The sequence below is a fragment of the Cecembia sp. genome, from assembly GCF_007126775.1.
GTDB lineage: Bacteria > Bacteroidota > Bacteroidia > Cytophagales > Cyclobacteriaceae > Cecembia.
On the sequence record NZ_SLAP01000115.1, the window covers coordinates 1 to 15,809 of the forward strand.

At 39.4% G+C, this 15,809-nt stretch carries 9 protein-coding genes; 5 read left to right on the forward strand and 4 right to left on the reverse strand.

Annotated elements, in window-relative coordinates; genetic code table 11:
- The first annotated feature begins 38 nt into the window (after positions 1-38).
- Complete coding sequence (locus QZT73_RS07840) at positions 39-8,084, forward strand: gliding motility-associated C-terminal domain-containing protein (RefSeq protein WP_291787526.1); 8,046 nt, start codon at positions 39-41, stop codon at positions 8,082-8,084.
- 30 nt (positions 8,085-8,114) lie between these two features.
- Positions 8,115-9,140 (forward strand): type IX secretion system membrane protein PorP/SprF, encoded by a 1,026-nt coding sequence (locus QZT73_RS07845; RefSeq protein WP_291787528.1) that lies wholly within the window; start codon positions 8,115-8,117, stop codon positions 9,138-9,140.
- On the opposite strand, the gene QZT73_RS07850 is transcribed toward QZT73_RS07845, so the two are convergent.
- From QZT73_RS07850 to QZT73_RS07865, 4 genes are read right to left on the reverse strand one after another with little or no spacing between them, the layout of a single operon-like run.
- Entirely contained in the window at positions 9,137-9,898 is a 762-nt protein-coding gene (locus QZT73_RS07850; protein WP_291787530.1) for a DUF2490 domain-containing protein, read from the reverse strand. The two genes, QZT73_RS07845 and QZT73_RS07850, sit on opposite strands and share 4 nt — an antisense overlap.
- Positions 9,899-9,958: 60 nt before the next feature.
- Positions 9,959-10,576, reverse strand: a complete 618-nt coding sequence (pncA, locus tag QZT73_RS07855) for a bifunctional nicotinamidase/pyrazinamidase (RefSeq protein WP_291787531.1) — start codon at positions 10,574-10,576, stop codon at positions 9,959-9,961.
- 16 nt (positions 10,577-10,592) lie between these two features.
- Complete coding sequence (gene prs / locus QZT73_RS07860) at positions 10,593-11,516, reverse strand: ribose-phosphate diphosphokinase (RefSeq protein ID WP_291787533.1); 924 nt, start codon at positions 11,514-11,516, stop codon at positions 10,593-10,595.
- On the reverse strand, positions 11,506-12,987 hold the full coding sequence (locus tag QZT73_RS07865) for a nicotinate phosphoribosyltransferase (protein ID WP_291787535.1): 1,482 nt from the start codon (positions 12,985-12,987) through the stop codon (positions 11,506-11,508). The genes prs and QZT73_RS07865 overlap by 11 nt, the downstream gene beginning before the upstream one ends.
- A 252-nt stretch (positions 12,988-13,239) precedes the next feature.
- Between QZT73_RS07865 and QZT73_RS07870 the strand changes: the two genes are divergently transcribed.
- The 3 genes from QZT73_RS07870 (at position 13,240) to QZT73_RS07880 (ending at position 15,418) form a co-directional block, all read left to right on the forward strand.
- Positions 13,240-13,851, forward strand: a complete 612-nt coding sequence (locus QZT73_RS07870; RefSeq protein ID WP_291787537.1) for a sigma-70 family RNA polymerase sigma factor — start codon at positions 13,240-13,242, stop codon at positions 13,849-13,851.
- Positions 13,841-14,605, forward strand: coding sequence for a hypothetical protein (locus tag QZT73_RS07875; RefSeq protein WP_291787539.1), 765 nt, complete (start codon positions 13,841-13,843; stop codon positions 14,603-14,605). Before QZT73_RS07870 ends, QZT73_RS07875 begins: the two co-directional genes overlap by 11 nt.
- Positions 14,606-14,683: 78 nt before the next feature.
- Positions 14,684-15,418: a hypothetical protein gene (locus QZT73_RS07880; RefSeq protein ID WP_291787541.1), complete on the forward strand. Its 735-nt coding sequence runs from the start codon at positions 14,684-14,686 to the stop codon at positions 15,416-15,418.
- Positions 15,419-15,809 lie beyond the last annotated feature (391 nt).

The window sequence follows — 15,809 nt, forward strand, 5'->3', positions numbered from 1 at the left end:
AAAGGGCGAAAAATTGGTTTGGTTAATTTAATTTCTTTATGGAAAAAACTAATTTTCTTTTTTTGAATATTGTTTTGGCAATTACTTTTTTCTTGGGAATAAGCCAAGAATCAAATGCCCAACTCATTGTTCAGGAGTCATTTTTCTCTGAGTGTAGGACATCTGTGGAATTCCGTGTTTCCGGGGGAGTAGCCCCATACACATACCAATGGTCCTTTGAAGGAGAGGTGGTACAAACCAATAGTAATCTCGCAGGGTCACAGAGCAGTGTATTAACCCAGGCAAAAGCGGGGATTTACACGGTTACGGTAGTCGATAACGTAGGAAATACCCTAACCCGTAACTTTTCATTTTTTGGAGTAACTAATTTTGACTTGGATGTCAATGTCATCGACGTATTACAATGTGTATCGGAAACTACGGGAGTGGTTACAGGAGATATCAGTGGTGGGCTTGCACCATACACCATAAGATTTTTTGATTTGGATGGAAATATTGTCAATACCATTAATAATTTCCCTGGAGGACCTCTAAACCTTGGAGGAATTCCAGCAGGCCAATATTTAGTAGAAGTAGAAGATGCCAATTTATGTATTGAATTGACGGAAATTGAAATACCGGATGTAGATCCAATTGTATTTGACCCAATTGCTGGTGTAGGTACTTTCCCTGAAACCTGTCAGGAAAATGGAGGAGTTTCCTTTACCGCTACAGGAGTCACAGGGGATGTAAGTTTCAGGATAAGAAGAGCCAATGGTACTTATGTCAATGGATGGACATTAGCGCCCGGAGGAGTAATTGAATACAATCAACTCTCAGCTGGCAATTATGTATTGGAAGTAACCGATTTCTATAGGGATGAAAGTTGTCCGGCGGAGCTGGATTTTACCATTGGCAATGAAGTTTTATTAGAATATACCGCCACTCCTACCCAAGTAACATGTTTTGGGGAAACTGATGGCACCATTACTTTAAGGGCAGACAGGGTATTTATGGGGTTTGCGTTTCCTCCAGCAAATATAAATGTAGACATCATACGTCCTAATGGAACTTTTGCTGTCAATAATGCATCTGTCGCTATAGGAGCCAATACAGGGCAGCAAACTTTTACTGGTTTTGGACCCGGTACCTATACAATCCGGGTACGACATGGTGGTGGAAGTTATCCCCAATGTGAGGAAGAGTTTACTGTGAATATTGGTGCACCTCCTTCTGCTATTAATTTAGCTACTTCTTCTACGCCTATTTCATGTTTTGGGGATAATGATGGTACTGCAACTGTAGTAGCTACCGGTGGATGGGAAGGATTTACTTATTTATGGAGTAATGGCGCCACTTCGGCTACTGCCACTGGCCTGGTTCCTGGAAATTATTCAGTCACGGTTACTGACGCAGAAGGATGTTTTGCAGTTGCCAATGTAACAGTCGCTGGTCCTCCATCTCCTCTCACTGCCAATATCAATGGATTAACAGAGTTGACCTGTGCTGGTTCTAATGATGGCTCTGCGCAAGTGACCAATGTCAGCGGTGGATGGGGAACATATACCTTTCTATGGAGTAATGGAGAGACCACACCTATTGCATACAACCTTCCAGCTGGAATGAATACGGTTACGATTACTGATTCCGGTGGTTGCGAACTGATATTGAATGTTAATACAGGTGTTCCACCAGCCCCAGTAGTAACATCTACTCCGGTTAGCCCTTCTTGTTTTGGTGGTTCGGATGGTAGTCTTCGGATTCAAATAGCCGACACTTCAAGTACATTTGCAGTAACTACCAATGGAGTAACGCTAGTCGGAAATGATGTCCTTTTTCCAAATCTACCCGCAGGCACTTATTTTGTCAACATTGCATATGATGGAGGCGCTTGTCAGATTGTCCATGAAGCAACCATAAGTCCAGCTCCGCAAATTCTATTCAATGATGCCAATTTAAATATACAAGATATACTATGCCATGGTGATGGAAATGGATCAATCACTGGTTTACAAGTGAGTGGCGGAACAGGAGCGCTTACTTACCAATGGCAGGTCAGAAGTGGTGGTGTATTTGTGGATATGCCTGGACAGACAGGTTTAAACCTCATGAATCTATCTGGAGGCACATATAGAATTGTCGTAAGAGATGCCAATAATTGTATTGTCACAAGGCAATTTGTAATCAATGAGCCCAATCCTTTAACAGTAAATGGTCCCGTTGTTACCAATGTGGGTTGTTTTGGTGAGAACTCAGGAACCGTCAGCTTTACCATTTCGGGAGGAACCTCACCCTACACATATAGCTTAAATGGCGGAACACCTGTTACTACCTCTCTAGGAGATGTTACTATTCCTGGTTTGGGTGCTTCTATCAATAATTTTATTGAAATAAGAGATGCGAATAATTGTGCTGTTCCAAATCTTAATTTCAATATCACATCACTCCCAGAAATCACTGTTAACAATATAGATGTAACAATGGAAACCTGTGCCGGGCAAAACAATGGGTCAATTCAAATTGCTTTTTCAGGTGGAAGTGGGAATTTGGGGGTACAGTGGTTTAGGGCAGGTAATTTTTCAACTGTTCTGTCCAATAATGCCTTACTCAGCAATAGGGGTCCAGGAGAATATGTGGCCAGAATTTTTGACCAGACCAACCCGAATTGTTTCATTCTTCAAAATGTTACCATTCCACCTACTCCGGCATTAAATCTTCAATTGGACGGTCAACCGACCAATGTGGGTTGTTTTGGAGAAGCCACAGGTGCCATTAATGTCTTAGCAAGTGGTGGAACAGGAGGTTATACTTTTCAATGGACCGGTTCAAATGGATTTACATCAAATTCTCAAAATATCTCAAATATTCCTGCAGGAACTTATAATGTCAGGGTAACCGATGCTAACGGTTGCTTTAGAGAACTGAATAATATAACGATCAATCAACCTCCAACAGGAGTCCAAATCAGTGTTCTAAATGTAATTGAACCTACTTGTGATAGCGCTACAGATGGTAGAATAGAAATACAGGTAGCAGGAGGTAATCCGGGTTATACTTTCAGTTGGTTCAGGGACAATGGAATGGGCGTACTAGATCCACTTCCTTCTACAACTTCTACTTTATCCAATATTGGTTCAGGTAATTATATTGTAAGGGTAACAGATGCCAATGGTTGTACAAATGAAGAACTATTTACCATCAACGCACCTGACCCTATTCAGATCAATGTTTTAAGCGTAGATGATGTAACCTGTGTGGGTAGGAATAATGGAAGAATATTTATAGAAGTTACCGGAGGTACGGGGTTGTACTTCTTTAACTGGGACCATGGTTTCATTAATCAGAACCCTTCCAATCTAAGCCCTGGAACTTACGCTGTTACCGTCAGGGATGCAAATAACTGTGAAGCAAGAATAGAAAACATAATTGTCTCAGAGCCAGATCCTTTGGAAATCAATCTGGTGAATGTTCAATCTCCTTCCTGTATTTTCGATGATGGGTCTATTGAGGTCAGCTTTGCTGGTGCACTTCCCGGAATGGGAACAAGTCAATGGTTCAATGTGCAGACCGGTGCCTTGATTGCCGAAAATACCACAATAGTCAATGGGCTTACCCCTGGATTTTATAGAATTGAATACAGTACAGGTGTCAACTGTACCGTAACCAGAATTGTCAATTTACCTGGTCCAAATAACCCTCTAAGATTGATAACCAGTACAGTGGATCCAGATTGTCCTGGACAAACCGGTATTGTGAATTTAACGGCTACCGGTGGTGTACCAGGATACACTTTCCAAATATTCTTAGGTGGTATCTGGCAGCCAGTTAATGGTGCAGTGATGTCCGGTCTTGGTGTTGGTGATTATGATGTAAGGGTTACAGATAATGCCGGCTGTGAAGACCATGGAAGTATTACCATTGAAGAGGCAGACCAGCCGTTCTTCACCATCGAGGTGGTCCAAGATGTGTCTTGTTTCAACGGGAATGATGGGATCATCAGTTACGAACTTTCCGGAAATACTTCTACCATAACCTCCCAACAATGGTATAGGAGAACCCTTCCCTCAGGAGTATCCCCGATTGCAATTGCCGACCTGAATAACCTCATTGCTGGTACCTATTTCTTGGAAATAACATATGATAATGGCTGTCTACTTCGCTCTGATGATTATGAGATTACCCAACCTGCTGAGATCATTACTTCGACTAATGTAGTCCAGCCCATTTGTGCGGATGATCTGGCAACATTTAGTCTTACAGTTAATGGAGGCGTGCCCGGTAAAAGAATTGAAATAAATTCCACCAACGGAACCAATAGAGTCATAGAAGACGAAAATACAGGCGTATTTATTTTTGAGGATCTTCTTCCCGGTAATTACACATGGTCGATAGATGATCCAGGTTGTGGTATCAGGTCCGGAACATTTACCGTCAATGCCATTATGAAGCCAACCTTCAATGTGGATTGGCAGGATATAAGTTGCTTTGGAGCAAATGATGGCATTATCAATATTTTGAACCCTGAGGTACAATCAGGAAGAACTTTTACCCTTTTGGTCAACAATATATCACAAGGTTCAGTCCTATCCTTAAGTAATTTGGCTCCTGGAAATTATCAGGTGAGGATTGTTGATAATTTCGGTTGCCAATCTGACCCTGTCCTGGTTCAAATTGCAGGACCAGACAGACCATTAGAGATCAATAACTTCATGAAGGAAGATGGAGAATGTTTTGGTACGCCAACAGGAAGGATATCTTTTGAGATAAACGGTGGTAGATTACTGTATAGAGCGGTACTTACCAATACAAGTGGTTTTACGCAGCAACTTACCGATTTGGACAGAAATACTGAATATGAGTTTACCAACTTACTTTCAGGTGATTACACTTTGACTGTCTATGATAGAGACGATGTCTGTCTGATTTCCAGAGATTTTGAAATTACTCAACCTGACCTTGTCAACGTAACGCATACCAGTCCGGAGATTAGTTGCGAACCTAATCTTACATTTATCAGCCTGACCATTTCAGGAGGGGAAACTCCCTACATCATCACTTGGGAAAGATTTGATTTCGCTACTTCCACTTGGGAATTACTACCATTCAATGGACTTGTTTTGGATAATATTGGGCCAGGCTTGTATAAATATACTGTGGAAGATGCGAATAGCTGTGGAGCCATATCTGAGGATGTATTGGTGGAAGCGCCTCCTCTATTTAATTTGGATTATACTAAAGGAGAAATCCTTTGTTTTGGAGGCAATACCATCATTGAATTCTCAGCCTCTTTGGGTAACGCAGATAACTTTACATTCTATGTAAATGGTAGCCAAATTTTTGGAAACCAATTTACAGCAGTTGCTGGCATATATACCGCTTATGCAATCAATAACGCAACAGGTTGCCGATCTGAAGATATTTTGATCCAGGTAGATCAACCTGCCGCTCCTTTGACACTTCAGCAATTTACTGCTGAAAATTTAACCTGCTATGAAGCAAGTAATGGACGAATTGCATTTACGTTAATTGGGGGAACTGCCCCCTATATCATCAATTTCCAAGGAAATACTTATACTGGAAATGAAGGAGAAGAGATTGTTTTTGATAACTTGGTTGCGAATGTCAACTACAGTTTCACTGCAACTGACTCCAATGGCTGTCCTGTACTTATACCTTCAAGGACTTTAAGTCAGCCACTTCCTATTCAGGTAAATGTAACCAACACTGAAATCAGGTGCCCTGGAAATCTTGCAAGAATTAATTTACAGGTTACTGGAGGAACTACTCCATATGAAATCAACTGGGCTTACTCAAGTGATGGTGTTAATTTCACCCCAAACCCCGGTCTTAACAATGCTACCCAATTGACCAATTTGTCAGGTGGTTATTATAGGTATACCATTACAGACCAAGGTTGTGATCCTATAGAAGATGTAGTCTTTATCCATGAACCTTTGCCAATCCAAGTTACACCTGAAGTAATCGATGTGACCTGTCATGGTGAAAGTACGGGTGCTATCAACTTAGATATTAGAGGAGGAACTGGATCTTACAGCGTACAATGGAGTAATGGGAGAATTGGAACCTCCATTGACGGTCTTCCTGCGGGTCAGTACACCGTATTCATTGTAGATGAGAATTCTTGTGTCATCTCAAGGACTTACACCATTAACCAGCCTGATGCACCTTTGGAATTAGATGCAAATTTTGAAACATTTTTCTGTGCCTTCGATGATGAAATCACTTTGGATCTCAACGTAACAGGAGGAACTGCACCTTATACCTTTGAATGGTCCAACGGTGCTACTACTCAAAATCTTATCGGAATTGAGCCCGGAAGTTATACCGTTAGGGTTACGGATGCAGCAGGTTGTGAAATAGAAGCTACCTACGAGATTCCTCCAAGAGTACTTCCATTTGATATAGAACTTGTAGCCAATCAGGTACTCTGCTCACCGGGAGAAAGGGTTCAGATTACCGCAAATGTGGACGGAGGATCAGGTCCATATACCTACTTATGGTCCAATGGAGCCACAACCCCAACCATTTCCAATCTTGGTCCAGGTACTTATACTTTGACTGTGACAGACATCAATGGATGTAGGGCACAAGAATCTATAGAAATACTTCCAGCACCTAATTGGAGGTTAAACCTTGAAGCTCTCAGTCCTGTTTCCTGCTTCGGAGGTAACGATGGCTCCATTCAACTGTCACTGATCGGAGCAAGGGAACCGGTCAGCGTCAGGTGGAGCCATGGCTTGGAGGACCAGTTATTTGCAGGTAACCTGACAGCAGGAACCTACTCTGTGGTAGTGGAGGATTCATTGGGCTGTACAATAACATCTTCTTTCAATATCAGAGAGCCAGAAATTCTTACCCTAACCGAAGTAGTGGAAAATAGCCAATGCGCAGGTTTCAACAATGGAAGTATTTCTCTCAATGTTCAAGGTGGAAGTGCACCATATACTTTCCGATGGTCACATGGTCCGAATAGCAGGAACCTGAGGAATTTAGCTCCTGGAGATTATTCTGTTTTGGTTACAGATAGAAATGGCTGTTCCACAGCTGCCAATTATACCATACTTGAACCTGAACCACTCGAAATCATCAGTGACTTCTCAGAAGAACTCCTATGCCAAGGGGACATGGACGGCTACATAAGAGTTGATATTCAAGGTGGAATTCAACCTTATGAAGTATCCTGGTCTGATGATCCTAATTTGAGCAGTCTGTTCAGAAGCAACCTTCCTGCCGGTACTTATACTGTCAGCATTAGAGATGACAATGACTGTAGGATCGAGCAGACTTTCATTATTCAGGAACCAGAAAGACTTGAAGTAAGGCTAGACACCAGATACCAGGTTGATTGTGATAACCAGGAATTGGTAGGTGTAGCTTTTATAGATATAATAGGGGGTAAAGGTGATTATTCCATATTTTGGAGTAATGGAGATACCGATGTTATGGAAACCTTATTCTATCAGGACGGAGAGCTTTCAGTCATGGTATATGATGAAAATGGCTGTTTTGCAGAAGCGCTAGAGGTTATCGTCATGCCTTTGGCTTTCTCAGAGGCTGACTTTACTTATTCAGTTATTTCTTTAGGTACCATGGGAGAAATACTCGTAAGGGATCCCGTAGAGTTTATTGATGAAACCTTGGGCAATGTAATTGCCTGGGAGTGGGATTTTGGAGATGGAACAAAAAGCAACGAACAAAATCCTACACATACCTACGAAAGGCCTGGAATTTACACCATTACCCTCTTAACATTTGATGAGTTGGGATGCGTCTCTTCCACTAGCATAGAGGTTGAAGTTATCGCTGCTTACAGAATCATGGTTCCCAATGCATTTACACCTAATGGAGATGGCATCAATGATACCTTTATGCCAAAAATGCGGGGAATTGACGAATTTGAAATGCACATCTTTAACAAATGGGGAGAGTTGGTTTATTCTACTTTCGATATGGATGATGCAGGTTGGGACGGAAGACTGAGAGGAACATTAAGCCCGAATGGAAATTATGTTTACAAAATAGTTTTTAAAGCGGTGGACGGTGAAAAAGGAAGTCAAACTGGAGTTTTTACACTGGTTAATTAAAAAACAATGATTAAATTTTTCAATAATTACATGAAAAAACTGTGTCTCATAATAATAATTGGTTTATTTGGATTAAAAGTTCAAGGTCAGGACTTTCAATATTCTCAATTTTATGCTGCACCACTTTTTTTGAACCCTGCCTTTGCAGGTGCTTCAGACTTGACACGAGTGGGTATGAATTATAGGAACCAGTGGCCTGGACTTGACCATTCATTCAATAAGTATTCTGCCTATATAGATCACTATATGTACGATATCAATAGTGGTATTGGGGTGATTTTTAACGGTTCTATGGAAAGTCAATCAAGGCTTAACTACAATGAAGTAGGATTGCTCTACTCCTACAGGTTAAAATTGGGCAATGATTCATTCTTAAGGGTTGGGGGTCAGGCAAGTTTCGTCTCAAGGGATGCCTACTTTGGTGATTTGATTTTTGGCAATCAACTGGACATTATTTCTGGTACCATAGGAGTAGATAGTGGTGAAGCACTTCCTGATGATTATAGGCACCGCTATGCGGATTTCAATTTTGGGATGCTGTACCACACGCAGACCTTCTGGGTCGGGGTATCAGGGCACCACCTCACACAACCCAATGTTTCATTTATAGATGATGGAATCAGTAAGTTACCCATGAAGCTTTCTATGCATGGTGGTCTGAAAATTGACTTAGGTGAAGGGCTGATCAATAATTATTTCAATAATTCCAGACAAGAAAGAGCGGCTTTTCTCGCTGTGAATTATAAGCACCAAGACCCATTCAATCAATTGGATATAGGAACACAGATATTTATTCAACCTCTGGTATTTGGTGTATGGTACCGTGGATTTCCTGTCAAGTATGCACTTCCAAACAATGAATCCATTATTGCCCTACTCGGAATTACACTCGAAAGCGGCTTGGATATTGGATATAGCTATGACTTTACCATTTCGAAAATGGCTCTCCGCAATTCTGGTGGTGCCCATGAGATTTCAATCCGTTATTCTTTCCTTTTTGGAGATCCTAACCAACGAAACAGGAGAAGTACCATTATTCCTTGTATGCGGTATTAAAAATTAAAATAGGTATTGATGATGTAGCCTCTATTTCCCTGAAATACATTTTTCCCTTCAACCAACCTCCCAAGTTGCACAATTTGGTTAAAGTAACCACCTTCAACCCGGATTTGGTTAGAAAAACGGTATCCTGTTAAAATTCCAATCCTGTTTTGGTCAAACACATTTTGATTCACGTTCTTTCCAAAACCAATCATTAGCTCATCATAAGCAGCTATATAAGGAATACCATTCCCAATCGTTGTACCTTTTAGTGGAATATCTATCCTTGCCATATACCTTGCCCTATTGAGATAGACATAATCATCAGGTCTTTCGAGTGTTTTATCACTGAATGATCCAAGCCATCTTTGCTCCAACATAAACCTATGGGATACCTGTATCCTTCCAATTGGGTTATTTAACGTGAACATTTGATATGTCCTGTGTTCAGGAAATTCCATTCCCAAACTACTGATCGGAATTTGACCGTAATTGAACGTATCTGCATAAAGGTATCCAAACCTGAAGATGACGCTTGGATTTAATTTCAAATTCAGACCGGTACGGTAAAGGTTTTGTTGAGGCTTCTTGATAAATTCTGTTCTGCGCCATTGAAATTCCCCATGCATGCTCCACTTATCATTCAAAGCATAATTAAGAAAAAAGGCATTCCAGCCTATATGGTTAGCATCAATTGCCCTGTTATTCTGTGAGAATACATCCTTTAAACTTAGGAATATAAACAATAAAAGAAGCCCAATTCTCCTGCCCATTTTGCGTTCAATAATAATGCAAAAGTAAGCGCCACATGTGGCAGGGCAAGGTGCGAATTATCACATAATGATGGATTTTGAAGAAATGATATGGGCCCCATTTCCTGCCATTTCACTCAATGCCCTGTCGTAATCATCCTCTTGTAAATTTACAGCCTTTGTGGCATCAGCAATCAGGTAGGTGGTGAACCCTTCAGTTAATCCATCCAAAACGGTGAATTTTACACAATAATCCGTAGCCAAACCACATACATAAATTTCATCTACATCTTTTCCTTTTAAAAATGCACTCAATCCTGTATCCCCTTGTCGGTTATTGTCAAAAAAGCCGCTGTATGAATCTACATTTTGCTGGGTACCTTTTTGAAAAACAGCTGCCCAATTATCCTTATTCAGGTCTGCGTGAAATTCGGCCCCTTCACTCCCTTGTACACAATGTACCGGCCAAAGAATCTGCTCAACACCATTCAAGTCAATAAATTCCCCTACCCTTTTACCTGGATGGTTGGCAGCAAAACTTCCATGATCTGCAGGATGCCAATCCTGAGTTGCCAATATCAAATTAAAATGTTCTTGCAATGCATTGATAACTGGTACAATCTGATCTCCATCAGCTACCGCCAATGCCCCACCGGGTAAAAAATCATTTTGAACATCTACTATTAATAATGCTTTCATAATTCTAAATTTTTATTTAAGCAAGCTCCATTAAATGCTTGGCAATCAATGGGGCTATACTATCTACCCTAAGGATGTCATTTTTTAATTTACAACTGTTCGGATGGGTATTTGTTGCCACTACCTTTTCTATTACACCGGCTTCTTTAATTTTGTTCAATGCGTCATTATTGAACAAACCATGCGTAGTGATGGTATAAATTTTGTTGGCACCCGCAGTTTTGTAAGCTTTTGCAGCATTGATCAATGAACCTCCAGTCCTGACCATATCATCATAAATAACCACATCCCTCCCTGCCACATCAGCTGAAATACTGGTAACTTCAGTCTTTTCACCTGAAACCCTCCTTTTGAACACAAACGCTGCATTAACTCCCATTTCATTGGCCAAAGATTCTACCCATTTGGCACGTCCTGCATCTGTACAGGCCATTACAAATCCATCTTCTGCCAATTCTTGGGCAGCTTGGACCACTATGGGCTTGCAATAGATATGATTGATCAGTACTTGGCCTTCAAAATAATGCGGGATACCCTCCGTATGTAGATCAAAGAAAAAAAAGTGATTGCCAAGACTGGTTCTAGGAAGTGAGGAAAACATCACAGCCCTGGATTTCGCCGTGACCACCTCCCCTGCTTTTGTGGCCCTTTCCATGGTAGAGTAGCCGAAATAGGGAAAGAAAATTCTTATTGATTTCGCGCCATATTTGATCAATGCATAGGCAATATCATAAATTTCCAAAGTATCTGTATCAGAAGCAGTTCCACCAATAAGGACCACCTCTCTACCGTTTACAGCATTGATTATACGGTGATAACGCTCCCCATCCGGGAAAATTTTTATTTCAATTTCCCCTCTTTCAAAGTCTCCTAATTGAAGAACCTCTTCTTGGAGGTATTGATAACTTGGAATAGAAAAAACAATTCTTTTACTCTCCATCGTAGTTTTTCATTTTAAAAACCAATTGGGTTCTCATTTCATAAAGCCTCTCCTCTAACCCAACAGGATAAATATGGGGGTTGACAAGTCGTTTGTGCGTTTTGTCAAATTGGGCCAAATTCCTTTTTGCATTCCCTTTAATTTGTTGAATATCAGGTCTATCATAAACCTTTTTGCCTTTTTCAAATATGCTTCTCAGAAGCAGCTCTTGATCTAAACCCGTTGTATTGATTTTTTTCCTTTTTGTGGGATCTACAGGGTCAATTATCATATGCTGGGATTTCGATAGATTTTCCCCCTCCAAAAAAATCATATCTGCAACGGCTTTCCCATTCTTGGAAAAACGAACTGCATTTTGGATCCCTGGAATATTGATCTTAATCGATTGCTGGGAAACTTTGACCTTAGGCTCCCAGGATCCATCTGCTTTTTTAACAGCTGCTAATTTGTAAACAGCTCCCAATGCCGGCTGGTCATAGGCAGTTACCAACTTTGTTCCTACTCCCCAAACATTGATGGAGGCTTCCTGCATTTTTAAAGAAGTGATGATTTGCTCATCCAAGTCATTGGAGGCTACGATTTTAGCATTTGGAAAACCCGCCTCATCCAACATTTCCCTAGCTAAATTACTGTAGTAGGCGAGATCACCGGAATCGATACGGATTCCAAGCATCTCTTTTCCTTTTTCCCTTAATACTTTTCCCACTTCAATTGCATTTCTGACTCCATTAACAGTATCATAAGTATCTACCAAAAAAATACATTTATCCGGGAAAGCAGCTGCATAAGCTTTAAAAGCCTCCAATTCTGAATCAAAAGACATGATCCAGCTATGGGCATGGGTTCCCGAAACGGGAATTCCAAATAACTTTCCCGCCATCACATTACTGGTAGCTGAACATCCTCCAATAAAAGCCGCCCTACTTGCAGCCAAAGCACCATCAATTCCCTGCGCACGCCTCAATCCAAATTCCAGGACAGAATCTCCTTTTGCCGCATGAACTATCCTGGCTGCTTTGGTGGCTATAAGCGTTTGAAAGTTGATGATATTGAGTAAGGGCGTTTCCAACAATTGGCACTGAAGCAATGGCCCTTTAACCTTCACGATTGGCATATGCGGAAAGATTACAGTCCCCTCTTCTACTGCCTCTAGATCACAACTGAATTCCATGTTTTTCAGATAATCTAAAAATGCAGACTCAAAAACAGGCCTATTGTCCTCATTTTTCATGGCTCTGAGGTATTCCAGATCATCTTCCTCAAACCTAAAATTCCTGCAAAAATCTATGATATAATCCAGCCCAGCAGCAACTGTATAGCCTCCTTGAAAGGGATTTTTTCTAAAAAAAAGATTGAATACTGCCTCCTCTTCTGCTTTACCTGCCTTCCAGTAAGCATAAGCCATGGTCAGTTGGTAAAAATCGGTTAGAAGTGCCAGTGATCCCTGATAAAGGTCTTTGGTTATTTTCATCTGTGTTTTTAGTAAAACTCAAATTTAAAAGATATTGCCAGTTTGTCCCGATTTTTTTTAAACCTTTATCAACCAACTAATCTCCAAGACAAAACTTGAATGATTTATTCTTAAGAACTGGAATTTCATATTTTGCTGAGTTTTTAACCAAAAAACAAAAGGAAGCAGCAACTTCACGCAGAAATATTTTCTTTTATTTCAAGGGATATGGTTACATTTTTGTTAATCATTGCGACAAAGAAATAGGAAAGAATGAAGGACCTTAAAGAATATTCCACTGAGGAGATTATCAGCGCTATCCGCTCCAAAGAAAATATAAATATGGCTTTAAACTATTTGTATAAAAGCCATTATAAATATTTGGAAAAGTATGTCCTACAAAATAGCGGAAATGAAGATGATGCCGCAGATATTATTCAGGAAGGTTTTTTGGTTTTCATCAAAATGGCAGAAGAGAATAAATATAGACAAGAGGCTTCTATCAAATCCTATCTTTATTCAATTGTCAAAAACCTTTGGATAAGCGAATTACGAAAGAGAAAAAGTATGTCAATAAGGAACGAAATTTTCACCAATAATAAAGAAGAGACCGAAGTTGATATCAGTGTTGCACTGATCAAACATGAAAGTTATCAGCTGGTTATGGACACTTTCTCTGAATTGGGTGAGAAATGTAAACAAATCCTATATTGGTTTTACTACGAAAACCTGAGCATGAAAGAAATGATGGAATTAGATAACTTCAGCAATGAACAGGTCCTAAGGAATAAAAAACATAAATGCTTAAAAAGATTGATTGAAAAAATTCACTCTGATCCTTCAAAATATGAAACCATCAAAAATGCCCTGAGATATGCTGGATGAAAAATATATTGCTTTGATTGATGATTATCTAAATGGAATCCTCGATCCCGAGGTAAAAGCGAACCTTGAAAATGAACTGAATGATAATCCCGAATTGCGTGATCTTTTATCCATTATTCAGTTAAGCAGAGAAGGCATTGAACTGTCCGGTAAAAAAGATATGATCCAAAAGATACACGAGGAATTTATTAATGAAAATAAGGAAGTCAAGGAAACAAAAAAGATAAGCCAATTCAAAATTACTCCTTGGTGGTTGGGTATTGCAGCCAGTTTAACATTATTGATTTTGGTAGGTAATTTTTGGATAAACACTCAAATTGATGATTTTTTTGAAGCAAAGTATATGGCCTATGAACTCCCTACCATGCGCTCTGCTTTCATAGAAGAAAATCAAGTATTAAACTCTTATAGAAACAATGATCATGAGTCTGTAATATCATTAATTGATATATCTTCTGACGGGGAATCAAATCTGTTTTTGGCAGGATTATCTCACCTAGCAATTGGCAATTATGAAAAATCAGCACAGTTTTTGACCTTAATTGAACAAATAAATAGTGAGAAACCCAACGAGGAAAAATTATTCCAAGATGAAATCGAGTATTATCTCTTTTTATTATACCTGAAGTTGGAAAACTTAGAACAAGCCAATGCTTTTTATAAAAGAATAATAGAAAATGAAAATCATACTTATCATAAATCTATAGATACGATCGATAAGGTTAAGTTTCTGATTCTTAGACTCAAAAAATAATAGAAAAAAACTTTAAATAAGTGATTACAATTTTAAAAACAGATTCGACCAACTATTAGAACTAAACAACTTATCAAAATGAAAAATTACAAAAAGTTACTTTCGGTTTTAGCCCTGACTACAGTTACGGTTTTCTCTTCTTGTAATCCAGAGAATGAAGTTCCTGTAATAGGACAAGGGGAAGGTAAAATGGGTATAGCTTTTGTGCTTAAGAACAATACAATGAGTACTGCAGGTGCCAGAGTTGAAAACAGCAGTTTAACCATTGAAGAAGGGTTTATTCAAATCAAAGAACTAGAACTGGAATTGGAGGGAAGAAATGAAAATGGAAAGTTTGAAAAAGAAATCGAAATAGAATTTAATGATATCAAAAAAATCACCTTCAATGAGTTTGACAGATCTGTAGATTTCTTCATCAATATACCTGAAGGGGAATATAAAGAAATAGAATTAGAACTGGACTTAATTGATTACAGAAATGAGCCATCTATTTATTTCCAAGGAACTTTTACAGATGATGAGGAAATTTCAACACCTTTTCAATTCAAATATTTCGGAGATGATATAGATTTTGAAGTAGAAATTGAAGCAGATGATGATAACTATTTCAGGGTGGACAGAATCAATAACCCCTTGGCTTTGTTTGAATTGAGTGCTATCAACTGGCTCAGGAATGTTTCTTCCATAGAAATGCAGAATGCAGAAAGAACAGATGGGGTAATTTTGATCACCAAAGAAAGCAACCGCTCACTTTATAATAAAATCAAGAAAAACATCGAAGAGTCTTCTGAAATTGAAGTGGAGTTAGATTGAGGTTATTCAAAATAAAGCGATTGAATAAAAAAGCCGGCTAAAAAAGTCGGCTTTTTTATTTAACTCTTGTTTATCTTATTCAGCAATTATTATTTTCCAAATGTTTTGATCAGTGCAGCTGAATTACTAGGTATACTTACTGATATAGGGAAGTATTAATAGCCCCTTAAGAAACATCCTAAAAGCACCCGATATCATTAGAAAGGGACTATTGTCCTTGGGGTGGATATTTCGGTCTGACCATGCCAGTCATTTCGGTCAAACCGTGCAACTTTGAAAGATCGCTTAAAGTAGGCTAATTTTATTCATTTTTCAAGACTCCCTTCCTTAAAGATTCTCCTTTGAGATCTATTCTATGTGATGAGTTTACCAGTCTGTCCAATATAGCGTC